This window comes from Streptomyces sp. NPDC101776 (genome assembly GCF_044766845.1).
Classification (GTDB): Bacteria; Actinomycetota; Actinomycetes; order Streptomycetales; family Streptomycetaceae; genus Streptomyces.
On sequence record NZ_JBIWMV010000006.1, the window covers coordinates 369,003 to 389,601 of the forward strand.

Annotated in this window: 31 protein-coding genes; 13 read left to right on the forward strand and 18 right to left on the reverse strand. The window is 69.4% G+C overall.

Going from position 1 to position 20,599, the window contains the following annotated elements; translation table 11 throughout:
- Window positions 1-223: 223 nt before the first annotated feature.
- Together ACIRRY_RS22395 and ACIRRY_RS22400 are read right to left on the reverse strand one after the other, a co-directional pair.
- Window positions 224-1,084 (reverse strand): hypothetical protein, encoded by an 861-nt coding sequence (locus ACIRRY_RS22395; protein WP_403975382.1) that lies wholly within the window; start codon window positions 1,082-1,084, stop codon window positions 224-226.
- Window positions 1,081-1,800 (reverse strand): hypothetical protein, encoded by a 720-nt coding sequence (locus tag ACIRRY_RS22400; RefSeq protein ID WP_403975384.1) that lies wholly within the window; start codon window positions 1,798-1,800, stop codon window positions 1,081-1,083. The genes ACIRRY_RS22395 and ACIRRY_RS22400 overlap by 4 nt, the downstream gene beginning before the upstream one ends.
- Before the next feature lie 180 nt (window positions 1,801-1,980).
- Here ACIRRY_RS22400 and ACIRRY_RS22405 point away from each other — a divergent pair, with 180 nt between their 5' ends.
- Entirely contained in the window at window positions 1,981-2,343 is a 363-nt protein-coding gene (locus tag ACIRRY_RS22405) for a DsrE family protein (RefSeq protein ID WP_403975386.1), read from the forward strand.
- On the opposite strand, the gene ACIRRY_RS22410 is transcribed toward ACIRRY_RS22405, so the two are convergent.
- Window positions 2,337-2,618: a DUF397 domain-containing protein gene (locus ACIRRY_RS22410; protein ID WP_403975389.1), complete on the reverse strand. Its 282-nt coding sequence runs from the start codon at window positions 2,616-2,618 to the stop codon at window positions 2,337-2,339. The genes ACIRRY_RS22405 and ACIRRY_RS22410 overlap by 7 nt on opposite strands.
- The gene (locus ACIRRY_RS22415; RefSeq protein WP_403975391.1) at window positions 2,600-3,442 is read right to left on the reverse strand and encodes a helix-turn-helix domain-containing protein; all 843 of its coding nucleotides are present in this window, start codon (window positions 3,440-3,442) and stop codon (window positions 2,600-2,602) included. Before ACIRRY_RS22415 ends, ACIRRY_RS22410 begins: the two co-directional genes overlap by 19 nt.
- A 180-nt stretch (window positions 3,443-3,622) precedes the next feature.
- Here ACIRRY_RS22415 and ACIRRY_RS22420 point away from each other — a divergent pair, with 180 nt between their 5' ends.
- Window positions 3,623-3,988: a hypothetical protein gene (locus tag ACIRRY_RS22420; protein WP_403975393.1), complete on the forward strand. Its 366-nt coding sequence runs from the start codon at window positions 3,623-3,625 to the stop codon at window positions 3,986-3,988.
- Window positions 3,985-4,239: a hypothetical protein gene (locus tag ACIRRY_RS22425; protein ID WP_403975396.1), complete on the forward strand. Its 255-nt coding sequence runs from the start codon at window positions 3,985-3,987 to the stop codon at window positions 4,237-4,239. Before ACIRRY_RS22420 ends, ACIRRY_RS22425 begins: the two co-directional genes overlap by 4 nt.
- A 42-nt stretch (window positions 4,240-4,281) precedes the next feature.
- Here the strand turns inward: ACIRRY_RS22425 and ACIRRY_RS22430 are convergent, their stop codons facing one another.
- From ACIRRY_RS22430 to ACIRRY_RS22470, 9 genes are all read right to left on the reverse strand, one after another.
- A complete protein-coding gene (locus ACIRRY_RS22430) occupies window positions 4,282-4,656 on the reverse strand; it encodes a VOC family protein (RefSeq protein WP_403975398.1) in 375 nt (124 codons plus the stop codon).
- A 29-nt stretch (window positions 4,657-4,685) separates the two neighbouring features.
- Window positions 4,686-4,946 (reverse strand): DUF3099 domain-containing protein, encoded by a 261-nt coding sequence (locus tag ACIRRY_RS22435; RefSeq protein ID WP_043673068.1) that lies wholly within the window; start codon window positions 4,944-4,946, stop codon window positions 4,686-4,688.
- A gap of 76 nt (window positions 4,947-5,022) precedes the next feature.
- A complete protein-coding gene (locus ACIRRY_RS22440) occupies window positions 5,023-5,310 on the reverse strand; it encodes a DUF1416 domain-containing protein (RefSeq protein ID WP_365994273.1) in 288 nt (95 codons plus the stop codon).
- 41 nt (window positions 5,311-5,351) lie between these two features.
- Window positions 5,352-6,191: a sulfurtransferase gene (locus ACIRRY_RS22445; protein ID WP_403975402.1), complete on the reverse strand. Its 840-nt coding sequence runs from the start codon at window positions 6,189-6,191 to the stop codon at window positions 5,352-5,354.
- A 112-nt stretch (window positions 6,192-6,303) separates the two neighbouring features.
- Window positions 6,304-6,384, reverse strand: coding sequence for a putative leader peptide (locus ACIRRY_RS22450; RefSeq protein WP_353963781.1), 81 nt, complete (start codon window positions 6,382-6,384; stop codon window positions 6,304-6,306).
- A 200-nt stretch (window positions 6,385-6,584) separates the two neighbouring features.
- Entirely contained in the window at window positions 6,585-7,325 is a 741-nt protein-coding gene (locus tag ACIRRY_RS22455; protein WP_403975405.1) for a DUF2993 domain-containing protein, read from the reverse strand.
- A gap of 177 nt (window positions 7,326-7,502) precedes the next feature.
- The gene (locus tag ACIRRY_RS22460) at window positions 7,503-8,603 is read right to left on the reverse strand and encodes a hypothetical protein (RefSeq protein WP_403975408.1); all 1,101 of its coding nucleotides are present in this window, start codon (window positions 8,601-8,603) and stop codon (window positions 7,503-7,505) included.
- A gap of 8 nt (window positions 8,604-8,611) precedes the next feature.
- Window positions 8,612-8,866 (reverse strand): MoaD/ThiS family protein, encoded by a 255-nt coding sequence (locus ACIRRY_RS22465; RefSeq protein ID WP_403975410.1) that lies wholly within the window; start codon window positions 8,864-8,866, stop codon window positions 8,612-8,614.
- Window positions 8,867-8,950: 84 nt separating this feature from the next.
- Entirely contained in the window at window positions 8,951-9,835 is an 885-nt protein-coding gene (locus ACIRRY_RS22470; protein WP_403975413.1) for an alpha/beta hydrolase, read from the reverse strand.
- Window positions 9,836-10,028: 193 nt separating this feature from the next.
- Between ACIRRY_RS22470 and ACIRRY_RS22475 the strand changes: the two genes are divergently transcribed.
- From ACIRRY_RS22475 to ACIRRY_RS22500, 6 genes are all read left to right on the forward strand, one after another.
- Window positions 10,029-10,850 carry a response regulator transcription factor gene (locus ACIRRY_RS22475; RefSeq protein WP_403975414.1) on the forward strand — a complete coding sequence of 274 codons (822 nt, stop codon included), beginning with the start codon at window positions 10,029-10,031 and terminating at the stop codon, window positions 10,848-10,850.
- A 151-nt stretch (window positions 10,851-11,001) separates the two neighbouring features.
- Entirely contained in the window at window positions 11,002-12,027 is a 1,026-nt protein-coding gene (locus ACIRRY_RS22480; protein ID WP_403975416.1) for a LacI family DNA-binding transcriptional regulator, read from the forward strand.
- Window positions 12,028-12,218: 191 nt separating this feature from the next.
- Complete coding sequence (locus ACIRRY_RS22485; protein ID WP_403975419.1) at window positions 12,219-13,469, forward strand: S1C family serine protease; 1,251 nt, start codon at window positions 12,219-12,221, stop codon at window positions 13,467-13,469.
- Window positions 13,470-13,505: 36 nt separating this feature from the next.
- Window positions 13,506-13,706 (forward strand): hypothetical protein, encoded by a 201-nt coding sequence (locus ACIRRY_RS22490; protein ID WP_403975422.1) that lies wholly within the window; start codon window positions 13,506-13,508, stop codon window positions 13,704-13,706.
- Between the two features lie 168 nt (window positions 13,707-13,874).
- A complete protein-coding gene (locus ACIRRY_RS22495) occupies window positions 13,875-14,612 on the forward strand; it encodes a response regulator transcription factor (RefSeq protein ID WP_200686993.1) in 738 nt (245 codons plus the stop codon).
- Window positions 14,613-14,662: 50 nt separating this feature from the next.
- On the forward strand, window positions 14,663-16,111 hold the full coding sequence (locus tag ACIRRY_RS22500; protein ID WP_403975586.1) for a sensor histidine kinase: 1,449 nt from the start codon (window positions 14,663-14,665) through the stop codon (window positions 16,109-16,111).
- Window positions 16,112-16,185: 74 nt separating this feature from the next.
- On the opposite strand, the gene ACIRRY_RS22505 is transcribed toward ACIRRY_RS22500, so the two are convergent.
- Window positions 16,186-16,920, reverse strand: a complete 735-nt coding sequence (locus ACIRRY_RS22505; protein WP_403975425.1) for an SDR family NAD(P)-dependent oxidoreductase — start codon at window positions 16,918-16,920, stop codon at window positions 16,186-16,188.
- Window positions 16,921-17,034: 114 nt separating this feature from the next.
- Between ACIRRY_RS22505 and ACIRRY_RS22510 the strand changes: the two genes are divergently transcribed.
- Window positions 17,035-17,661 carry a TetR/AcrR family transcriptional regulator gene (locus ACIRRY_RS22510; protein ID WP_403975428.1) on the forward strand — a complete coding sequence of 209 codons (627 nt, stop codon included), beginning with the start codon at window positions 17,035-17,037 and terminating at the stop codon, window positions 17,659-17,661.
- 178 nt (window positions 17,662-17,839) lie between these two features.
- Here the strand turns inward: ACIRRY_RS22510 and ACIRRY_RS22515 are convergent, their stop codons facing one another.
- On the reverse strand, window positions 17,840-18,064 hold the full coding sequence (locus ACIRRY_RS22515; protein WP_403975430.1) for a DUF6243 family protein: 225 nt from the start codon (window positions 18,062-18,064) through the stop codon (window positions 17,840-17,842).
- 181 nt (window positions 18,065-18,245) lie between these two features.
- Between ACIRRY_RS22515 and ACIRRY_RS22520 the strand changes: the two genes are divergently transcribed.
- The 3 genes from ACIRRY_RS22520 to ACIRRY_RS22530 are packed head-to-tail and all read left to right on the forward strand — an operon-like array spanning window position 18,246 to window position 19,571.
- Window positions 18,246-18,629 carry a hypothetical protein gene (locus tag ACIRRY_RS22520; protein WP_403975432.1) on the forward strand — a complete coding sequence of 128 codons (384 nt, stop codon included), beginning with the start codon at window positions 18,246-18,248 and terminating at the stop codon, window positions 18,627-18,629.
- 7 nt (window positions 18,630-18,636) lie between these two features.
- Window positions 18,637-19,188 carry a hypothetical protein gene (locus tag ACIRRY_RS22525; RefSeq protein ID WP_403975434.1) on the forward strand — a complete coding sequence of 184 codons (552 nt, stop codon included), beginning with the start codon at window positions 18,637-18,639 and terminating at the stop codon, window positions 19,186-19,188.
- Complete coding sequence (locus ACIRRY_RS22530) at window positions 19,185-19,571, forward strand: peptidase inhibitor family I36 protein (RefSeq protein WP_403975436.1); 387 nt, start codon at window positions 19,185-19,187, stop codon at window positions 19,569-19,571. The genes ACIRRY_RS22525 and ACIRRY_RS22530 overlap by 4 nt, the downstream gene beginning before the upstream one ends.
- A gap of 101 nt (window positions 19,572-19,672) precedes the next feature.
- On the opposite strand, the gene ACIRRY_RS22535 is transcribed toward ACIRRY_RS22530, so the two are convergent.
- Genes ACIRRY_RS22535 through ACIRRY_RS22545 form a run of 3 tightly spaced genes read right to left on the reverse strand, consistent with a single transcriptional unit; the run spans window position 19,673 to window position 20,552 of the window.
- A complete protein-coding gene (locus ACIRRY_RS22535) occupies window positions 19,673-19,843 on the reverse strand; it encodes a hypothetical protein (RefSeq protein ID WP_403975439.1) in 171 nt (56 codons plus the stop codon).
- A 2-nt stretch (window positions 19,844-19,845) separates the two neighbouring features.
- Window positions 19,846-20,205: a hypothetical protein gene (locus ACIRRY_RS22540; protein WP_403975442.1), complete on the reverse strand. Its 360-nt coding sequence runs from the start codon at window positions 20,203-20,205 to the stop codon at window positions 19,846-19,848.
- Window positions 20,202-20,552: a hypothetical protein gene (locus ACIRRY_RS22545; protein WP_403975445.1), complete on the reverse strand. Its 351-nt coding sequence runs from the start codon at window positions 20,550-20,552 to the stop codon at window positions 20,202-20,204. The genes ACIRRY_RS22540 and ACIRRY_RS22545 overlap by 4 nt, the downstream gene beginning before the upstream one ends.
- Window positions 20,553-20,599: the final 47 nt, after the last annotated feature.

Genomic DNA, 20,599 nt, shown 5'->3' on the forward strand with positions numbered 1-20,599 from the left:
GCAGCCGGGGCCTCAGCAGCAGCGGCCGGTGCCTGCGGAGCAACCGGAGCGACGGCAGACTCCACGGCCGCCGCAGGCGCCGGTGACTCGGAGACGGCCGAGGTCTTCGTGGCAGCCGGGGCGGCCGGGGCTCCAGCGGTGGTCGGGGACTCGGCGGTGTCGATCGCCGGATCCGAGGTCGGAGGTGTGTTCGTCGGTGTCGGTGTCTCTTGCTGTTGGTCGGTCATACCGCCTCCCCCGGGTCCTTGATGCGGTCGAGTTGTTCCTGGAGCAGGCGGCCGATCGCGTACGTCTGCATCGGGCGGGCGGACTTCGCGGTGAGGGTGACCAGGATTTCGCCCTGGTAGGCGGAGCAGTAGATCGTGTCGAGCTTTTCGTCGGCGTCCTTCGGGGAGAGGAAGCACTCGGCGTTCTTGTAGCCGTTGATCGTCGGGCCGGGCCGGAAGACGCCCAGGGAATCGAAGAGCTCGTTCTGGAAGCGGGACGCGTTCCGTACCGCCGCCTTGTCCCCGATCTGCGCCAGCACGATGCTCACCGTCGACGCCTTGTCCGTGTAGACGGACGCCTGCGCGTCGGTGCTGACATAGCTGCGCATCGCCAAGCCCTTGGTGTGCTGCTTGTCGACCTCGTTCTCCAGCGGCTTGCGCTGCTTGAGCGGCAGTTCCTTCAGCGCGTCCTTGCGCAGCGCCGTCGCCTGCGCCCCCGTGAAGTCCACGTCGTGCCCGTACTCCGCGATGTCGGGCCCCTGGCTCCACCCGTCCGGCCCGTACGGCACGAGCGCCGCCGCGAGCGTGCTCACCTTGCCGCTCGCCGCCTTCTCCGACGACACCTTCGGGAACGTCCATACGGCGTCCCCCGCGTCCCGGTCCGCGCCGTTCACGGCCACGACGGTGTACCCGACCCCGCCGATCACGGCGACGGCGAGCAGCGCGGCCCCGGCGATCGCCGCGACACGGCCCCGCCGTACCGGTTTCCCGACCGCTTCGGCGGTCAACTCCGCGGAGCTGCCGACGAGTTCGGGGACGAGCACATCCGTCTGCCGCTCTGTCTCCGGCTCCTGCTCCGGCTGGTTCTCGGTGGTCACAGCCGCTCCATCTGCCGCTCGGCCAGGTCCATGATCTTCTTCTTCGGGACGGGCTTCGCGGAGGAGACCCAGATGTCCATCTCGACGTCACCGCGCCAGGCGTGCGCCTCGGCGTTGTAGACGTCCGTGTAACCGGCCTCGCGGTCCGGCGAGTTGTGCACGTACGCCATCCCGTCGCCCGTGCCCGCGATGGGCCAGCTGTCGGTGTCGGACTTCTCCTCGGCCCAGGAGTAGGCGTCTTCCGAGTCGGAAGCCGTCACCAGCTCGTCCTCCTGGCGGAACTGCACGAGACGGACCTCGACGAACAGCGAGCTGCCCTCACGCCAGTTGGCGACGGCCGCGCGACGGAACTCGCTCGCGACGAGGTCGCTGAACGCGTCGGCCGGCCTCTCGAACGTCTCCGCGTACTCGGCCAGGTCCATCCACCCGTCCACACCGACGCCGTAGCCCGCGTCCCACGCCCCGCTCGGCCGCTTCAGCAGCAGCTTGCGCAGGTCGCCGTCCGTCTTGACCCTGTAGTCCTCGGCGGCGGACAGGGGCTCCGGAGCGGGGCCCTTCGCCTGCGTCAGCGTCGCCTGCGAGAGCGAGGGCAGCTTGTCGGGTGCGCGGTTCGCCTGGACGACGAAACCCGTGCAGGTACCGGCGACGACACCGAGTACGGCGGCTGCGGCGATCAGGAGTGTGGTGCGGCCACGGCGGCGCGGCCGCCGGGGCACCTCTTCGGCTGTCTCTTTTTCGCTTGTTTCTTCGGGTACTTCGGGTACTTCGGCTACTTCTGGCACTTCCGGTACTTCCACAACGTCCCCCACGGACCATGGCATGCGCATTCCATATGCGCGCACAGAAGACCCATGGCTGATGCAGGGAGTTGTAAGGGAGTTGATTACGATTCGGTCATGTCGAAGAAGCTCGTGATCAAGGTGACGGCAGGGTCCGACTCCCCCGAACGCTGCTCCCAGGCGTTCACGGTCGCCGCGGTCGCCGTCGCCAGCGGAGTGGACGTCTCACTCTGGCTCACCGGCGAGTCCGCCTGGTTCGCCCTGCCGGGCCGCGCCGCCGAGTTCCAACTCCCGCACGCCGCACCGCTGCCGGACCTGATCGACTCGATCCTCGCGGCGGGCCGCATGACGTTGTGCACGCAGTGCGCGGCCCGTCGGGACATCGCCGAGAAGGATGTCATCGAAGGGGTACGGATCGCCGGGGCGCAGGTGTTCGTCCAGGAGGCGATGGCCGACGGTACGCAGGCGTTGGTCTACTGAGCCCGCCCCTTGACCGAGCTCACGAACTCCGACCACGCGTCGACGCCGAAGACCAGGGTGCCGTGGGTGGGGTTCTTGGTGTCGCGTACGGGAACTACGGCGGGGAGGTTGGGGGCGAACTCGACGCAGTCGCCGCCGTCGGTGTTGCTGTAGCTGCTCGTGCGCCAGTCGGCGGCGATCAGGAAGTCGTCGGAGACCTCGATGCAGTTGCCGCCGTCCGAGTTGCTGTAACTGCTTTTGCGCCACGAGACGTTGCTCAAGTCGATGGCTCGCACGGCACTTCCTCCAACATCCGCAGGATGAACATCCGCGACTCGGCAGGGGACAGCGCCTGGTCGCGTACCGCATCATATGCACGCTGTAGATGCTCAACCCGTTCGGTTTCCTCGATGAGTTCGCCGCGCACATCGTTCTCTACGTAGGCCACGCTCCGGCCGTCCAGCAGCTTCAGGAACATGGTGTTGGTGTTCGCCAGACCGTGCATTCCGGAGCCGAACGGCAACACATGGATCGTGATGTTCGGGCGCTCAGCGGCCTCGGCCAGGAACTCCAACTGCGCCCGCCACGCCTGCTTGTCGCGCAGCCCCATGCGCAACACCGCTTCGGAGATGATGGCGCGGAACGGGGGCGCGTTCTCCCCCTCCAGCAACTTCCGTCGGCTCACTCGTGCTTCGATCTGTTGCTCCAACTCCTCACCCTTGGCGCCGCCAGCCGCGAGCGCTTCGCGCACGTACCCGTCCACTTGAAGCAGACCAGATGGCGCGGTCGCGGCGTAGTGCCACAGGCTCAACGCCTCGGCCTGTAGCAGGAAGTACCGGCGGTACTGCTCCTTGAACTGGGTCGGGTCCCCCAACGCCAGCTCCCACAAGGTCAGCAGGAACGCCCCTGTCCCGTAGTACTGGTCCAGCGCCTGCACGACCTCTGGCCCACCCAGCGTGCCGCCCCGCTCCATCTTCCCGAACAGCGACGAGTCCCACCCAACCTCCTTCTGCAAGTCCCGCAAGCTCAGGCCCCGTTCACCCCGTAACCGCCGCAACTCCTCGGCAAACCGCTTCCTTGGCTCATGGCTGCGCTCCGTGACCACCAGCCGTTGCGGCATCTCGACCTCCCGTTGCTGTGGAATTTGTGGAATTTGGCGTGCCCCGTGCGGAAGTTGAGCCCGTTGGCGCCGCATTCGCCTCCGGCCTGGGTCATCCTCGTAACACCCAGGAATGCACAGAGTAGTCCAACTGTCGCATTCCGTATGGAAGTTGCATAAAAACGAAGAGGAGGACGCACGATGGAACCGGGAACGCTGCTCTACGACCCCGCCACGGACACGGTCGGCGAGTACCAGGACAAGGCAGGGCCGTACGCGTTGTTGCGGCCCGTCGGCGGTGGGCGTGAGTGGCAGGCCGACGCCGAGTCCCTGCGGCCGGCGACGGACCAGGAGCGGATGAGCGCGGGGGTTCGCGCGGCGAACTACCGGCCGCGTACCGACGCCCCGTTCCTGGTCACGGCCGCACCGCAGCCCGCCCCCGACTGCGCGAGGTGCGCGGAACTGGCCGGACTCCGGGCGACGGCCCGCACGGCGATTGACTACAGCGTCGAGACCGACGCGAACGTACTGCTCCGCAAACACCGCAGCGAGGCCCACCCCGCATGAACCACCCGCGCCCTCACCAACTGATCCAGGTACCCCTGGTCCAGGCGGTACCGCCCCCGCTCATGCCCCGCCCGACACCGGCGCCCCCACCCTTGCCGGCCGTACGACAGCCGGAACTGCCACCCCCGGCCCCCGCCCGCCGCCGCCGCTTCCGCGCACCCCGGGCCCTGCGCGAAGACGCCTTCTGGACGGGCGCGCTCACCGCGATATGCATCGGCGGCCTGCTGATGGCGATCATCGCCACGACGTAAGCCCGCCACTCCTGTCGACCCCGCCGCTCCTGTCGACCCCCGCTACTCCTGTCGCCACAGGCAGAACGGGTGGCCCGCCGGGTCGTAGAGGACCCGTACATCGTGCTGGGGCTGGTACTCGGCGAGTGTGGCCCCCTCCGTCACCGCCCGTGCCGTCTCGGTGTCCAGGTCGTCGACCTCGATGTCGAGGTGCAGCATCATCTGCTGGTCGCCGGGATTGCGGGTGGGCCACACGGGCGGGACGTACTCCGGCTCGGTCTGGAAGGACAGGCCGGTGCCGCCGTCGGGCGGGCCGATCAGCACCCAGTCGGGTTCCTCGGCCCGGGTCGTCCAACCGAGCAGGCGGAGGTAGAAGCCGGCCAGCTCGTGCGCGTCGTGCGTGTCCAGCACCACGGTCGACAGTCTCGTAGGCGACATGCCCGCCCCCTACCCGCTCGCCGCCTCCCTTACGGCCGTCGCTTCTTGCCGTCCAGCTCGTCCCACCACTCGTCGGACTTCGGGTCGCCGGACGGGTCGTCCCACCAGCGGTCGTCGGGTCCGCGCCGGTTGGCGACCATCGCGGCGACGGGAGGGATCAGCATCGCGACCACACACATCCCGACGGCCGCGGGCACCGACCAGATCCGCACGACTCCCCAGGCCAGGACGAAGAGTCCGATGCAGATGCCCATCATGACGAAGTACGTGCGACGGCGGCGTGCCAGCATTCTTCAAGGGTAGGCCCGCACATGCGAAAGGGCCGCACCTCAGGAGAGGTGCGGCCCTTCGACGGTAAAACGGCGATCAGACCGCGATCGCCACCTCCGACAAGCCGCCCGTCTGGGCGACCACCGTGCGGTCGGCGGTGGCGCCGGGAACGAGGGCGCGGACGGTCCAGGTGCCCTCGGCCGCGTAGAAACGGAACTGGCCCGTCGCGGAGGTCGGGACCTCCGCGGTGAACTCACCGGTCGAGTCCAGGAGCCGGACGTAACCCGTCACGGGCTCGCCGTTGCGCGTCACCTGGCCCTGGATGGTGGTCTCACCGGGCTTGATCGTCGAGGCGTCGGGGCCGCCGGCCTTCGCTCCACACATGGTCTGTCCTTACGGGTTGAGGCTTGGGGCTTGGTCGGGGCTTACTTGTTGGCGCCGAGCTCGATCGGGACGCCGACCAGGGAGCCGTACTCGGTCCAGGAACCGTCGTAGTTCTTGACGTTCTCGACACCGAGCAGCTCGTGCAGCACGAACCAGGTCAGGGCCGAGCGCTCGCCGATACGGCAGTACGCGATGGTGTCCTTGGCCAGGTCGACCTGCTCGTCGGCGTAGAGCTCCTTGAGCTCGTCGTCCGACCGGAACGTGCCGTCGTCGTTGGCGTTCTTCGACCACGGGATGTTGCGCGCGGACGGGACGTGGCCCGGACGCTGCGACTGCTCCTGCGGAAGGTGCGCCGGCGCGAGCAGCTTGCCGCTGAACTCGTCGGGCGAACGGACGTCGACCAGGTTCTGCGCGCCGATGGCGGCCACGACGTCGTCGCGGAACGCGCGGATCGCGGTGTTCTGCGGCTTCGCCTTGTAGTCGGTGGTGGCCCGCGTCGGGACCTCTTCCACCAGCTCGCGGGCGTCCAGCTCCCACTTCTTGCGGCCACCGTCGAGGAGCTTGACGTTGTCGTGGCCGTAGAGCTTGAAGTACCAGTACGCGTACGAGGCGAACCAGTTGTTGTTGCCGCCGTAGAGGATCACCAGCGTGTCGTTGCCGATGCCCTTGCCGGACAGGAGCTTCTCGAAGCCCTCCTGGTCGACGAAGTCACGGCGTACCGGGTCCTGGAGGTCCTTCGTCCAGTCGATCCGGATCGCGTTCTTGATGTGGTTCTTCTCGTACGCGGCCGTGTCCTCGTCGACCTCGACGATGGCCACGTCCGGGTTGTCGATGTTGGCCTCGACCCAGTCGGCGTCGACCAGGACGTCACTGCGGCTCATGCTGTTCTCCTCCGGGGCAGTTACGGCGGTGCGGTGCGTGAGAGAGGGGTGCGCGATCGCGCGGGTGCCCTGAGATCAAGGGCACGGGGAAGACGGAAGCCTGCGCTTCCGCTCAGAAAGTGCGACAGAGCATGGCGGCGACGCGGCACAGGTCCACTGCCCGCCGCTTCGTGAGATCCGCCTGTTGCCTCATAGGGTCGATCGTAGGGACGGACAACCGGACATGTCACCGGTGTGTCACATTTTGAGACGCGATCGTCCGTCATGTGAGATAAGCAGCGCGGTGGAGAGGTGACGGCGGGGCGCTGCCGCCTCCGGCGCCGTCACCGCACCTGCCGTACGGACACTGCCGTCTCGCCTCTCGGACACCGGCGCCGCCCGCCCGGACCCGTCCTACCCGGCCAGGTCGACGTTCGAACCCTTCACCTTGATCTCCACACCGCTCTTCGCGGCCTGCACACTGTCCAGCTTCACTCCGCCGGGCAGTTCGCTGATCGTCTGCTGGAAGTCGGTGATCGAGCGGATCCGGGAGTCGGCGAGGTCGACGACCAGCTTGGGCAGGTTGTCGGCGTGCACCTTCACGGTGTTGCCGTCGACGGTGACCGTGCTGAGCACGGGGTACGTCGTCTCCTGGCCCGCGACCGAGATCTTGACGTCGACCTTGATCTTGCCGTTGCCGCCGTCGGAGAGGTCGACGACCTGGGCCGTGACCCCGGTGAAGATGTCCGTCGGTTCGGACTTGGCGGCCTTGAGCAACTGGTCGTAGGCGATGCTCGCGGAGCCGGTCGCGGTGGCCGCGATGGCGGAGCTGTAGCCGCTGGAGAACTTGACGTCCTTCATGTCGGCCTTGAGGTCGTCGATCCGGATCGTGGAGGCGCCGCTGCCGGTCGTGTTGCCCGTGGGCGCCTCGTAGGTCTTGATGCCGAGCTCCACGTCGTCCAGCTCACCGGAGGCGACCTGGGTGAGGAAGGGGAAGCCCTTGATGGAGACGTCGGGGGTGGTGGCCAGGTTCTCGTTGGTCTTCACCTTGGACGCCGCCTCGTCCTCGGCGAAGTAGACCGCGACGCGGTCCACGACCACGAACAGGCCCCCCAGAATCACCACGACGATCAGAAGTATCCGTAGCCCACGCATGTGCGGTGTTCCCCCACCTGACGGTCATCGACGAAAGCGGTACGACGACCGGGTAGCCGCCCTGCGTGAGACTAGTCCCGCGAGATACGTGCAACGGGAAATTGTCGATCACCTGTGACAGGTTCCTTAACTGCCGCCTACAACAGGGCAGTTGACCCTCCGGCCCCATCCTCAGGACTATCCGAGCGCCCGTCCCAGGACATATACCGCGGGGGCCGCCGCCGCGAGCGGCAGGGCCACACCGGCCGTGAAGTGGACGAAGCGGGACGGGTAGTCATAGCTCGCGACCCGGTGGCCGATCAGGGCGCAGCCCGCCGCGACCGCGCCGAGCAGCGCGCCCTTCGCGCCCAGGCCCGTCGCCCCGCCGACGGCGATCCCCGCACCGGCTGCGGCGAGCAGCGAGACGACGACCGACGCGATGGTCGGCAGCGGCAGCGCGCGGGCCAGGATCGCGACCGCGACCGCCGCCGCGCCCACCGTCACCGCGTCCGGGTCGGCCGCGAGATGGCCGGTCGCGACGATGGCCAGGGCCGCCGAGGCGACCGTCGCCATCAGGCTCGTGATGCGGGTGTCCGGGTCGGCGTGCGAGCGCAGTTGCATGACCAGGGAGAGCAGGACCCAGACACCCAGGGTGCCGAGGATCGCCGCCGGACCGTTGTCCCGCCCGGCCGCGAGCAGCGCCACGTCCGCGACGAGCGCCCCCGCGAAGGCGAGCGCGATGCCCTGCCGCGCGGGCCACATCCCGTTCAGCCGGAACCATCCCGCCGCCGTCACGGCCTGGAGCACGACGAGCGGTACGACGAGGGCGTACGACCCGATCTGCGCGGTGCCCGCGAGCAGCAGCGCCAGCAGGGCGGTGAGTCCGGCGGGCTGCATCCCGGGCTCGATGATCGGCGAGCGGCCCTCCAGCCGGGCGCGCTGGGCGTCGGTGATGCGGGCGTTGCCGGCGAGGGAGGGCGGGCCGTAGCCGGCGGCCCCGTCCGTGGCGGCGGGGGCCGGGGGCGCGGTCACGGGTGCCTGGGCGTCGTAACTCGGCGTCGGCGCTTGGTAGTTCTGCGGCGGGAAGTACGCCAGGTCGGACGCGGAGGGTCTCGACTGCTGGACCTGGGTGTCCCAGGTCTGGCCCTGCCACTGCTGGGTGTACTGCTGCGCGGCCTGCGGGTCGTCGTACGCCTGCTGCTGGCCGGGCCAGGCCTGCGCCTGCTGCTGCGGTTGTTGCTGCTGCTGGGCGTAGGGGTCGTAGCCCTCGCCGTAGCCCTCGTACGGTTGGTTGCTCATCGCTTCGCTCATCCTCCTGCGAACGGCGGGAGCACCTCGACCGTGCCGCCCTCGGCCAGCCGTACCGTCTCATGTCCGCGGGTGCCCACGGGGTCACCGTCGACGAGGAACGAGCATCGCAGCAGTACGCGGGCGAGTTCCCCGGGGTGTCGCTCGCGGACCTCGGCGAGGGCGTCGGCGAGGGTGACCGCGTCGTACGGCTCCTCGGCGATGCCGGCCGCGGCCTTCGCGGCGGCCCAGTAGCGCACCGTGACCTTTGGCATGTGCTTGCTTCCTCGGTGGATCGGCGTCAACGGATCGGTGTCAACAGATCGGGTGTCGACGGATCGGGTGTCGACAGCGCCAGGCTAGCTGTCCTGTGAACTGCCCCAGCGACCGATACGGGCCAGCAGGTCGTCGGCGGAGGCGTGTTCCGCGTGGCCCATGCCGGGCTCCACCCAGAGTTCGGCGTGGTCACCTGCGGCTTCGGCCAGCATGCGGGGGTGGTCGAGGGGGAAGTAGCCGTCGCGGTCGCCGTGCACGATCAGGAGCGGAGTGGGCGCGATGTGCGGGACCGCCTCGACCGGGGAGAGCGGGACCGGGTCCCAACCCCTGTGCTGGATACGGGTCTTGAGGCCGTAGCGGCCGACGAGCCGGCCCTCGGGGCGGGTCACCAGCCAGTGGAGTTTGCGCATGGGTGCCGTGCCTCGGTAGTACCAACGGGCCGGCGCACTCACGGAAACCACGGCGTCCGTGTGCGCTTCTGTGCGCCCCTCGCGCCCCTGACCGTCGGCGTGCGCCTGCACGCCGTAGAGCGCCGCGTGCCGCAGCACCACCGAACCGCCCATCGAGAAACCGACAGTGACCACGCGCGCGTGCCCCCGCTCCCGCGCCCAGGCGACCACCGCGGCCAGATCGAGGACCTCGCGGTCGCCGACGGTGGACCGTCCGCCGGAGGCTCCGTGGCCCCGGAAGGAGAAGGTGACCACGGCCCCGTACTGGGCGAACGCCTCGGCCACCCGGCGGATGTGCGGCTTGTCCACGTCGCCCGTGAAACCGTGCGCGACGACGAACACCGGATCACCGGAAGGTGACCGGGAGGCGTCGTATACGGCCGCCCCCGGTTCGTATACGGAATCGATCGTCACCCCGTCGTCGGTGTGCAGAAACGTCCGCAATGGTGTGCGTCTGATCGTCTCAGAGTTCGGACGAACGGTGGATCGTGCCACATGACCTGCCGTACCAGCGCTCATGTGGGCTATTCTGCTGGACAGAGGACTCGGGCAGCGAAGCCCCCGGGTCCTTTTGTGCTTCCGGGAGCGTTGTATACGAAGCGGTACACCACGGGAAACCACAGGTGGCCGCCGGTTATACAGGGCCCTCGGGAACACAAACGCTGTGCCGCACCACACACGTCCTCGCAGGGACCGAGGAGGAACCAGATATATGAGTTCTCTGCTGCTCCTGACCAATGCCCTCCAGCCGTCGACGGAGGTGCTTCCGGCCCTTGGCCTGCTGCTGCACAACGTGCGCGTGGCACCGGCGGAAGGCCCCGCCCTCGTCGACACCCCCGGTGCCGACGTCATCCTGATCGACGGCCGCCGTGACCTGCCTCAGGTCCGCAGCCTGTGTCAGCTCCTGCGCTCCACCGGACCCGGCTGTCCGCTCATCCTCGTCGTCACCGAGGGCGGCCTCGCGGCCGTCACCGCCGACTGGGGAATCGACGACGTGCTGCTCGACACGGCCGGTCCGGCCGAGGTCGAGGCGCGGCTGCGGCTCGCCATGGGCCGCCAGCAGATCGTCAACGACGACTCCCCCATGGAGATCCGCAACGGCGATCTCTCCGTGGACGAGGCGACGTACTCCGCCAAGCTCAAGGGCCGGGTCCTCGACCTGACCTTCAAGGAGTTCGAGCTCCTCAAGTACCTCGCGCAGCACCCGGGCCGCGTCTTCACGCGCGCACAGTTGCTCCAGGAGGTCTGGGGCTACGACTACTTCGGCGGTACGCGGACGGTCGACGTCCACGTACGACGGCTGCGCGCGAAGCTCGGGGTCGAGCACGAGTCGCTGATCGGGACCGTCCGGAACGTCGGTTATCGATTCGTCACGCCGGAGAAGGGCGAGCGGGGCGACCGCGGCGGCGAGGAGGCCAAGCTCAAGGCGAGCGCGGCGCTCGCCGCGGCAAAGCCGGAGGATGCGGACGGTGCGGCCGATTCGGTCGCCCTGGACGCCGCCGAGATTCCGGCCGAGATCCGGGCCGAGGCGTAACCCTCCGGGGCCGCAATCGGGACCCTTCCGAGGCCGTAATCGGGCAGGGCGTGGCTTTCGATGTCGTTTCCGCGCGGAGACTGTGCGCGGAAGCGAAGAGAAGCTTCGATACGCCCTGCCCAGGGCGGGTCCATCCGCGTAGACTCCGCGCGTGGCCAAGGTGACTCGGGATGATGTGGCGCGGCTGGCGGGTACCTCGACCGCTGTAGTCAGCTATGTCATCAACAATGGACCCCGGCCGGTTGCCCCGGCCACGCGCGAGCGTGTCCTCGCCGCGATCAAGGAACTGGGGTACCGGCCCGACCGGGTGGCCCAGGCCATGGCCTCGCGGCGCACGGACCTCATAGGCCTGATCGTGCCGGACGCGCGCCAGCCCTTCTTCGGGGAGATGGCGCACGCGGTCGAACAGGCCGCGTCCGAGCGCGGCAAAATGGTGCTCGTCGGCAACTCCGACTATGTGGGCGAGCGTGAGGTCCATTACCTGCGCGCGTTCCTCGGGATGCGGGTCTCCGGCCTGATCCTCGTCAGCCACGCGCTGAACGACAACGCCGCGGCGGAGATCGAGGCCTGGGACGCCCGGGTCGTCCTCCTCCACGAACGCCCCGAGGCCATCGACGACGTGGCCGTCGTCACGGACGACCTCGGCGGCGCCCAACTGGCCGTCCGCCACCTCCTGGAGCACGGCTACGAATACGTCGCCTGTATGGGCGGTACGGCGGACACCCCGGCCGTCGGCGACCCGGTCTCCGACCACGTCGAGGGCTGGCGGCGCGCGATGACCGAGGCCGGCCTGCCGACCGAGGGACGCCTCTTCGAGGCCCCGTACAACCGCTACGACGCCTACCAGGTCGCCCTCGGCATCCTCGCCGGGCCCCGCCGTCCCCCCGCGATCTTCTGCTCCACCGACGACCAGGCGATCGGCCTGCTGCGGGCGGCGCGCGAGCTGCGTATAGACGTACCGCGCGAGCTGGGCGTGATCGGCTTCGACGACATCAAAGAAGCGACCATGGCCGACCCGAAGCTGACGACGATCGCCTCGGACCGCCCGGCGATGGCCCGCGCGGCGGTGGACCTCGTCCTCGACGACGGGCTGCGGGTGGCGGGGTCGCGACGCGAGCGGCTGAAGGTGTTCCCGTCCCGCCTGGTCATCCGACAGTCGTGCGGGTGCGAGGGCTAGCCTCCGGCTCCGTCCCGCCTGTGCCCCACCCCTGACTCACCCCCGTCCCATCCGGCCCGGGGGTCACCGGGTTCGCTGGAATCCCCGAGTTTCCGGGGCCCCGGCGTCTTTATATCGGGCATACGAGGTTCTGTCGGGCTTCTCAGCGGGCGCTCAGGTACCTCTCATGATCACGCGACAGTCTCTTTTCCATGACCGAGAGCTTCCGCCGCAGCGGCGAGTACGAGACCCCCCAGGGCGACCAGCCGCAGGCGTACCCCCAGCAGCAGCACGCTTCTTCTCCCGTGAACCCGGAGTGGCCGCCCCCGCCGGCCTACCAGCCGCAGCCCGCCCAGCCGGTGCAGCAGGCCCAGCCGGTGCAGCAGGCCGAGCCCGTGTGGCCGGCTCAGGCGCCCGTCCCCTCGCCCGCCCCGCAGGCCGCCTTCGGCGCCGACGGCGGAGCGTACGGCGGTGACGGCGGAGCGCACGGCAACGGCGGTACCGCGTACGCCGGCGGTGACGGCAGCGGCGGCGACACGGCTCTCCTCACCCACGTCCAGGCCGAGGCGCCCAAGCCGAAGAAGCGCAACCGGGGTCCGCTCGCGCTGCTCGCCGCCGTGGCGATCGTCGCCGCGGCCGTCGGCGGCGGCACGGCGTACGCCTTCCAGGAGCTGACCGGCAAGGACACCGTCGCCACCACCAGCACCACCACGGCCGTCGTGCCCTCCAGCAAGAAGGGCGACGTCGCCACCATCGCCGCGACCGTCAGCCCGAGCGTCGTCGAGGTCAACGCCACGCTCAGCAACGGCACTTCGACCGGCGCCGGCGTGATCATCACCACGGGCGGCGAGGTCGTCACCAACAACCACGTGATCTCCGGCGCCACCTCGGTCAAGGTCAAGACGAGCGACGGCAAGTCGTACACCGCGACGGTCGTCGGCACCGACAGCAAGAAGGACCTCGCGCTCCTCAAGCTGTCGAACGCCTCCGGCCTGAAGGCGGCCACCCTCGGCAACTCCGCCGGCGTCCAGATCGGCGACACGGTCGTCGCGATCGGCTCCCCCGAGGGCCTGACCGGCACGGTCACCAGCGGCATCGTCTCCGCCCTGAACCGTGACGTGACCGTCTCGACCGACGAGAGCCAGAGCCAGGGTTCCGGCGGCAGCGACGGCCAGTGGCCCTTCCAGTTCGGCGGCCAGCAGTTCAACGGCGACACCGGCTCCTCGACGACGACGTACAAGGCCATCCAGACCGACGCGTCCCTCAACCCCGGCAACTCCGGCGGCGCGCTGATCGACGCGAACGGCAACATCATCGGCATCAACTCCGCGATGTACTCGTCCAGTTCGGACTCCTCGTCCTCGTCCTCCGAGGCCGGAAGCATCGGCATCGGCTTCGCCATCCCGATCAACACCGTCAAGGCGGACCTCGCCTCGCTGCGAGCCGGCGGCTCCGACAGCTAGGTCAGTGCCCCATCAGCAACCAGTAGGGAGTACGTCATGATCAAGCAGGTTTCGCACACGGTGACCGACACCGGAGCGGCCGGTCTCGGCCTGGCCCTCGGGGTGGCGTACGAACTGCACGCGCCGCTGACCCGGGCGCCGGAGGTGGCCCCGGAACTCATGGGGCTCCGGACCAGCGCGGCCCGCCCGCACCACCGGAAGGTGCCGTTGAAGCGCCTCCAGACGATGCGCGGCTGAGCACGGGGCACGGGAAGCCGAACCGGGTGGCCGATCCGATCCAGGTGGCCGATCTCACCCTTTTTCTCACTTCCTCCCCTCTTCACGCGCCAGCCGGGAAACATGCGAGGCTGATTGCGACCAGCCGAGCGTTGTCTCCCCGTCCCACCGCACCCGAGGAATCCAGCCATGAGCCCCGCCGAAGGCGACCGTGACACCCAGCGCATCCTGATCGTCGACGACGAGCCGGCGGTACGCGAAGCACTCCAGCGCAGCCTCGCGTTCGAGGGGTACGACACCGAGGTCGCCGTCGACGGCGCGGACGCGCTGGAGAAGGCGACCGCGTACCAGCCCGACCTGGTCGTCCTCGACATCCAGATGCCGCGCATGGACGGCCTCACGGCCGCGCGCCGGATGCGGGGTGCCGGGACGACGACCCCGATCCTGATGCTGACGGCCCGCGACACGGTCGGCGACCGCGTGACCGGGCTCGACGCGGGCGCCGACGACTACCTCGTCAAGCCCTTCGAACTCGACGAACTCTTCGCGCGGGTACGGGCGTTGCTGCGCCGCAGCTCGTACGCGGCGGCAGCCGCGGCCGGGGCGGCCCCCGAGGACGACTCCCTCACCTTCGCCGACCTCCGCATGGACCTCGCGACCCGCGAGGTGACCCGGAACGGGCGACAGGTCGAGCTGACCCGCACCGAGTTCACGCTGCTGGAGATGTTCCTGGCGCATCCCCGCCAGGTCCTCACCCGCGAGCAGATCCTCAAGGCGGTGTGGGGCTTCGACTTCGAGCCGTCCTCCAACTCCCTTGATGTGTATGTGATGTACCTGCGCCGGAAGACGGAGGCGGGGGGCGAGCCTCGGCTGGTGCACACGGTTCGTGGTGTGGGGTACGTGTTGCGACAAGGTGGGGCGGAGTGAGCAAGCTCGGACACCGGTTCCGGACACTGCCGATCCGGTCACGGCTGGCGATGCTGGTCGCGGCGGCGGTGGCGTTCGGGGTGGCGGCGGTTTCGGTCACCTGTTGGTTCATCGTGCAGGGGAAGCTGTACGAGCAGGTCGATGCTGATCTGAGGCAGATGGCGCAGCCGCAGCGGCCCGGTGATGTTGTGGGGTTCCTCCAGACCTGCCCGCAGACCGTCGACAGCACGCAGAGCGACACCACCGACCCCAGCGGCTTCAACGGGATCCGGACACAGACCACCTATCTCCAACTGGTCAAGTCCAGCGGGAAGTTCTGTGTTTCCGCCGGTTCGGCGGGCGTCGTCAAGGTCACCGGTGCCGACAAGGGCGTGATCAAGGACGCGAGTGCCCTCACGTCGCTTCCGTCCACCCTCAAGGGGGTGTTCCGCAACGGCGTCGACTCGAAGGGCAATGCCGTACGCGTGCTGACCACGCCTCTGCTCGTCAGGCAGGGCCCGACGCCCCCTCAGCTGTACCCCGACACCGCACTCGTCGTCGCGGTCCCTCTCAAGAGCACCCAGAACACCCTGAACGAACTCGCCCTCGTTCTCCTCGTCGTCTCCGGCATCGGAGTGATCGGCGCCGGGGCCGCGGGTCTGGCGGTCGCCCGCGCGGGGCTCCGCCCGGTCGACAAACTCACCGAGGCCGTCGAACACGTAGCCCGTACCGAGGACTTGGGCATCCGCATCCCCGTCGAGGACGACAGCGACGACGAGATCGCCCGCCTCTCCCGCTCCTTCAACTCGATGACGACCTCCCTCGCCAACTCCCGTGAGCTGCAACAGCAACTCATCGCGGACGCCGGTCACGAACTCCGCACCCCCCTCACCTCCCTCCGTACGAACGTCGAACTCCTCACCCGCAGCGAGGAGACCGGCCGCCCGATCCCCCCGGCCGACCGCAAGGCCCTGCTCGCCTCGGTGAAGGCGCAGATGACCGAACTGGCGTCCCTGATCGGCGACTTGCAGGAACTGTCCCGCTCGGAGGGCCAGCGGGGTGAGCGCGTCCAGGTGGTGTCGTTGCAGGACACCGTGGAGTCCGCGCTGCGCCGAGCCCGCCTGCGCGGACCGGAGTTGACGATCACGGCGGACGTACAGCCGTGGTACGTCCAGTCGGAGCCCTCCGCGCTGGAGCGCGCGGTGGTCAACATCCTGGACAACGCGGTGAAGTTCAGCCCCGAGGGCGGCACGATCGAGGTCCAGCTCACGCGCGGTGTCCTCACCGTCCGCGACCACGGCCCCGGCATCCCCGCCGACGAACTCCCGCACGTCTTCGACCGCTTCTGGCGTTCCCCCTCGGCGCGCGCACTCCCCGGCTCCGGCCTGGGCCTGTCCATCGTCGCCCGCACGGTCCAGCAGGCCGGCGGCGAGGTGACCCTGGCGCACGCGCCGGGCGGCGGGACGGTGGCTACGGTACGGATGCCGGGGGCGCCCACGGCTCCGCCGGAGACGCCGTAGGGATCGTAGGGACCGTACGGATCGTAGGGGGCGCAGCCGTTCGGGCCGCTCGCGGGGACACCGCGGTCACGGCATCAGACGGCGGTGCGTCCGCCGTCGGCCGCGAGGGTGGTGCCGGTGAGGTAGCTCGCGCGGTCCGAGGCGAGGAAGAGGATCACCTCGGCGATCTCGCGCGGGCTCGCGAGCCGGCCGAGCACGGTGGTCTTCGCGACCTGTTCGGCGCCCTCCTCACCCATGGTGGCCAGGACCATGTCGGTCCGCGTGGGACCGGGCGCGACGGCGTTCACCCGCACGCCGGCCGGACTGAACTCGGCCGCCCAGGTCCGCGTCAGCGACTCCAGCGCGGCCTTGGTGGCGCCGTAGACGGACAGTCCGGGCATGCCGATCCGGGCGGCCATGCTGCTGACGTTGACGATGCTGCCGGAGCCCTTCGCAATCATCGCGGGAACCAGGGCCGCGGTGAGGAGGTACGGGGCGCGGACGTTGGCCGCGAGGGTCTCGTCGAGCGTGGCGGGGTCCTGGTCCACGGTCGGTGAACCGGGGAAGATCGCGGCGTTGTTGACCAGGATGTCGACGGGGCCGGCCTGCTCGGCGAGGTGGCGCAGCGCGGCCGGGTCGGTGAGGTCGGCGGCGACGAAGCGCGCCCGGCCGCCGGTGTCCGTGATCGACCGTACGGTCGCGGCCCCGCGCTCGGCGTGGCGGCCGGAGACGACGACCTCGGCGCCGGCCGCGGCCAGCAAGCGGGCCGTTTCGGCGCCGATGCCGCCCGTCGAGCCGGTGACGAGGGCGACCTTGTCGGAGAGTTCCATGCCGGGTCCTTCCGGAAGTCCGGCCCCGTGTGCGGCGGCCGGAATGGATTAGGTGACCCACAATGCTGCGGAAAAAATGGGTTGTCTAATCCAAAATCTGGTAGCGTCGTGGGTATGAGTACCGAGGTACGCCCGTCGACCGGGAAGAAGCTGACCCGCAAGGGGCAGGAGACCCGGCGCCGGATCGTGGCCGCCGCCGCGCAGCTCATGTACGAGCGGGGCGTGACCGAGGCGACGCTCGAGGATGTGCGGGCGGCCGCCGGGGTGAGCGGCTCGCAGATCTACCACTACTTCGCGGACAAGCAGGAACTGCTGCTGGCCGTGATCGAGTTCCAGACCGAGGCGGTGCTGGACATGCAGAAGCCGCTCTTCGCCGGACTCGACACCATGGCGGGCCTACGGCAGTGGCGGGACGCGCTGGTGGAGTACCAGCTCCGGATGCAGTGCCGCGGCGGCTGCCCGATCGGCTCCCTCGGCAGCGAGATCGCGGAAACCAACCCCGAGGCGCGGCTCGCCGCGGCCAGCGGCTTCCTGCGCTGGGAGTCGGCGATCCGTGGCGGCCTCCAGGCGATGCACGACCGCGGTGAACTCGACGCCGACCCCGACGACCTCGCCCTCGCCACGCTCGCCGCGCTCCAGGGCGGCCTGTTGCTCACCCAACTCCAGCGCCGGGTAAGGCCGTTGGAGGTGGCGCTGGACACGATGCTCGACCACGTCGAAGCCCTCACGAGGCACGTGTGACGGGTGACCGCCGCCGTCCTTGAGTCGCCCCGGCCGCCCCGGCTGCCCCGGGCGGTCGGCCGCGAGCCGAGCGGGACGGTCGCACCCGCTACGACAGCAGGACCGCCCCTCAATACGGCCAGGGCCCGGACCGCGTTTCACGGTCCGGGCCCTGCCCTGTCTGTCGTACGGCTGCGCGTCAGCTCTGCGCGGTGTCGTCGCCCGCCTGCTCGGGAGCCTCGGCGGCTTCTGCGGCGGCGGCCTTCTCCCGCATCTTGCGGACCAGCTCCGCCTTCAGGTCGGCCGCGCCTTGGCGGTCGAGGTTGCGGTGCGGACCGTGGTTCTGCCGTTCGGCGCGGGACAGCTTCTTGCGCTGGCCGCCGCCCATGCCCACGGGGTTGTTGATGTTCTTGCTCACGGTCATGACAAAGACGGTACCCGGTTCCGTCGGCCCCGCACACCAACCCGTTCGCCCCCAATGCCGCCGTACGGGTGAAACGGGGCATACCTCCGCATCCCGTGGGGATGGTGTCCCTGGCCCGCGATCGATCACTCGGTCGCCCACTCGGTCGCCCACTCGATCACCATCCTCGGGAACCCACCACATGCGTCAACTCGCCATCGCCGCAGCCGCGTTCGCCGCGATCCTGCCCGCCGCCGCACCCGTTTCCGCACCAGCACATGCCTCCGCCCCGGCCGCCGTACCGCCGGGGCAGGTGTACTTCTGGCCGGAGGCCGGGCAGATGGGCGCGGGCGGTGCCTGGGCGTACTCGCCGCCCGGATATCGCGAGGCGGACACCCGGGTGAAGCGGCACGCGTACTCCTTCGACTCGCATGCCTCGGTCAGCGTCTACGCGATCAGTTACCAAGGTGGCGGCGGCTGTCTGTACCGGGAGATCAGGCCGGACGACTACTCCGACAACTGGGCGGAGTGGGGCGGCAAGTTCGACGGGGTCAGCGACACGAGGATGGGCTGCGAGGCCGGTTGATCCACCGATGCCCACCCTGCGTACGGCCGCGCTTCTGACCGGCGGACTGCTCCTCGCCCTCACAGCCTGCGCGGCCCCGCCCGCTCCAACTCCCGCTCCCCGTCCCGCTCCTGACGACGTCATCAAGGCGGCGACCCAACTCCTCACCGACGACTGCCTCACCAGGCAGCACCTCACCCCACCGCGCCCCGGCCGGAGTTCACTGCCACAGCCCCAGCAACTCCGCGTCTCCGACGCCCTGTTCGGCACCGGCCGGGCCCAACTCGCCGTTCGACTCCCGACCGGTTACGTCGTCCGCACCCACACGGACGGCTGTCTGGCCGCCGCGAACCAGCGGCTCTACGGCGACGGGGCGCGCTGGTTCCGTACGTCGGTGATCGTCAACAACCTCAGGCCGGAGGCCGCGCACGCCCGCCTCCCGCTCGCCGAGATCCGGGCCCGCCACCACGCCGAACTCGCGGACTGGCGCAGGATGCGCACCCACGCGCTGACGGTCTCCCTGAACCTCCTCGCCAAGGACCACGACCACTCCCCCTCGAAAGGAACCCCCACCCCATGAAGCGCACCATCGCGAGGCGCGTGACCTCGCTCCTCGCCGCGTCCCTCCTCGCGGCCGGCGTCGTCCTCACGACCTCGGCGTCCGCGCAGGCCGTGCAGTGCGGCAGCGGCAACTTCTGCGTCTGGACGGACGCGAACTTCACCGGCCTGAAGATCGAGCACAGCGGCGACGACCACTGGTGGGAGGGCGACATGGCCTGGCACGACTCGTCCTGGGCGAACCACGGCATCTCCGGCCCCGGCGTGAAGGACCACGTCAAGGTGTACTCGGCCCGCGAGTTGCTGGGCTCCGTCACCATCTGCCTGGCCCCTGGCCAGGAGGTCGGCTACAGCGCGAACGCCAACGACAAGGGGGCGTCCCACACTTGGACGATGGGCTGCTGAACCGGCCGTAGGAGAACAGTGGAGTTGATCGGCGGGTCTGTTCCAACGGGGGTCGGCGTCACACCTGTTCGGGGGCGCGTCGGCTGGAACGGATCCGCCGGTCACGGCTGGGGCGAGGGGGGCCTGTCCGTTGGAATGCTAGCCGAGAGCATCTCGCGTGCGGCGGCCAGTTGCTCGACGAGCTGCCTCAAGGTGAGACCGCGATCCCTGGCGACCTGGGCGAGATGATCCCGGGCCTGCCGGGACACCCGGATGGTCGCGGTCTCTGTCATCGCTACTCCTCCGCCGGACTTGGTGCGACAGGCTCAGGTTCTTGCCAGAAGACCTCTTCAACCACGATCTGGGGATCTTCGGTTCGGCGGACGAAGGTGTACTTCAGCCAGCCGTTCCCACGGTCGAAGAAGCAGAGGTGTCGGCCCTTCGGTTCGGTGGACCGGCCCGGCGTGACGCTCATGCCCTCCGGTAATCCGGCGTCGGCATTGATGCCACGGAAGTACGGATCCTTCGCGGTGACCAGTTCGGCTCGCGCCGCGAGGACGATCTCACGAGCGTGGTCAGGCAGTGCCTCGAAGGTGGCGAGGGCATCGGTTCGCCAGTCCGCCTGCCAGGGCGGCCCCATGAACCCATCGGTCACTCGCCGGGCTCCAGGTCGCGGACCCGGTAGTGAATCGTCGCCGCCTCCTCAAGGAGGGCTTTGGCTTCGGCGATGTCCGTGCACTCGTACGCGGCTCGGTGTTCGAGGTCGCGGACGTGCGCGTCCAGCCTGGGATCGCGGGCGAGGGCGTACTCACCCCACCAGCGGGCCATGAACGCGGGCACGGGGCCCACGTCGTACGCATCGGCGATCGCCCACTTCCAGTGGGCGTCGAAATCCGGGAGAAGTGCGGGAGTGTTCTGCGCGATGGCCCTGCGCAGCGCCCTCGGGGTCCGCTCAGGCATCGGAGGGACGACCGGCTCGGGTTCCGCAGCGTGAGCAGCCATGACCGGTGTCCTCCTTCGACGCGTCGTGTCTACGACCATAACCGGCT

Excerpts from the sequence above, each read along its gene's own strand:
- ACIRRY_RS22405 (WP_403975386.1), top strand. The coding sequence starts at position 1,981 with ATGTCGAAGAAGCTCGTGATCAAGGTGACGGCAGGGTCCGACTCCCCC.
- ACIRRY_RS22415 (WP_403975391.1), bottom strand. The coding sequence starts at position 3,442 with ATGCCGCAACGGCTGGTGGTCACGGAGCGCAGCCATGAGCCAAGGAAG.
- ACIRRY_RS22420 (WP_403975393.1), top strand. The coding sequence starts at position 3,623 with ATGGAACCGGGAACGCTGCTCTACGACCCCGCCACGGACACGGTCGGC.
- ACIRRY_RS22425 (WP_403975396.1), top strand. The coding sequence starts at position 3,985 with ATGAACCACCCGCGCCCTCACCAACTGATCCAGGTACCCCTGGTCCAG.
- ACIRRY_RS22430 (WP_403975398.1), bottom strand. The coding sequence starts at position 4,656 with ATGTCGCCTACGAGACTGTCGACCGTGGTGCTGGACACGCACGACGCG.
- ACIRRY_RS22435 (WP_043673068.1), bottom strand. The coding sequence starts at position 4,946 with ATGCTGGCACGCCGCCGTCGCACGTACTTCGTCATGATGGGCATCTGC.
- ACIRRY_RS22440 (WP_365994273.1), bottom strand. The coding sequence starts at position 5,310 with ATGTGTGGAGCGAAGGCCGGCGGCCCCGACGCCTCGACGATCAAGCCC.
- ACIRRY_RS22445 (WP_403975402.1), bottom strand. The coding sequence starts at position 6,191 with ATGAGCCGCAGTGACGTCCTGGTCGACGCCGACTGGGTCGAGGCCAAC.
- ACIRRY_RS22450 (WP_353963781.1), bottom strand. The coding sequence starts at position 6,384 with ATGAGGCAACAGGCGGATCTCACGAAGCGGCGGGCAGTGGACCTGTGC.
- ACIRRY_RS22455 (WP_403975405.1), bottom strand. The coding sequence starts at position 7,325 with ATGCGTGGGCTACGGATACTTCTGATCGTCGTGGTGATTCTGGGGGGC.
- ACIRRY_RS22460 (WP_403975408.1), bottom strand. The coding sequence starts at position 8,603 with ATGAGCAACCAACCGTACGAGGGCTACGGCGAGGGCTACGACCCCTAC.
- ACIRRY_RS22465 (WP_403975410.1), bottom strand. The coding sequence starts at position 8,866 with ATGCCAAAGGTCACGGTGCGCTACTGGGCCGCCGCGAAGGCCGCGGCC.
- ACIRRY_RS22470 (WP_403975413.1), bottom strand. The coding sequence starts at position 9,835 with ATGAGCGCTGGTACGGCAGGTCATGTGGCACGATCCACCGTTCGTCCG.
- ACIRRY_RS22475 (WP_403975414.1), top strand. The coding sequence starts at position 10,029 with ATGAGTTCTCTGCTGCTCCTGACCAATGCCCTCCAGCCGTCGACGGAG.
- ACIRRY_RS22485 (WP_403975419.1), top strand. The coding sequence starts at position 12,219 with ATGACCGAGAGCTTCCGCCGCAGCGGCGAGTACGAGACCCCCCAGGGC.
- ACIRRY_RS22490 (WP_403975422.1), top strand. The coding sequence starts at position 13,506 with ATGATCAAGCAGGTTTCGCACACGGTGACCGACACCGGAGCGGCCGGT.
- ACIRRY_RS22495 (WP_200686993.1), top strand. The coding sequence starts at position 13,875 with ATGAGCCCCGCCGAAGGCGACCGTGACACCCAGCGCATCCTGATCGTC.
- ACIRRY_RS22500 (WP_403975586.1), top strand. The coding sequence starts at position 14,663 with ATGCTGGTCGCGGCGGCGGTGGCGTTCGGGGTGGCGGCGGTTTCGGTC.
- ACIRRY_RS22505 (WP_403975425.1), bottom strand. The coding sequence starts at position 16,920 with ATGGAACTCTCCGACAAGGTCGCCCTCGTCACCGGCTCGACGGGCGGC.
- ACIRRY_RS22510 (WP_403975428.1), top strand. The coding sequence starts at position 17,035 with ATGAGTACCGAGGTACGCCCGTCGACCGGGAAGAAGCTGACCCGCAAG.
- ACIRRY_RS22515 (WP_403975430.1), bottom strand. The coding sequence starts at position 18,064 with ATGACCGTGAGCAAGAACATCAACAACCCCGTGGGCATGGGCGGCGGC.
- ACIRRY_RS22520 (WP_403975432.1), top strand. The coding sequence starts at position 18,246 with ATGCGTCAACTCGCCATCGCCGCAGCCGCGTTCGCCGCGATCCTGCCC.
- ACIRRY_RS22525 (WP_403975434.1), top strand. The coding sequence starts at position 18,637 with ATGCCCACCCTGCGTACGGCCGCGCTTCTGACCGGCGGACTGCTCCTC.
- ACIRRY_RS22530 (WP_403975436.1), top strand. The coding sequence starts at position 19,185 with ATGAAGCGCACCATCGCGAGGCGCGTGACCTCGCTCCTCGCCGCGTCC.
- ACIRRY_RS22535 (WP_403975439.1), bottom strand. The coding sequence starts at position 19,843 with ATGACAGAGACCGCGACCATCCGGGTGTCCCGGCAGGCCCGGGATCAT.
- ACIRRY_RS22545 (WP_403975445.1), bottom strand. The coding sequence starts at position 20,552 with ATGGCTGCTCACGCTGCGGAACCCGAGCCGGTCGTCCCTCCGATGCCT.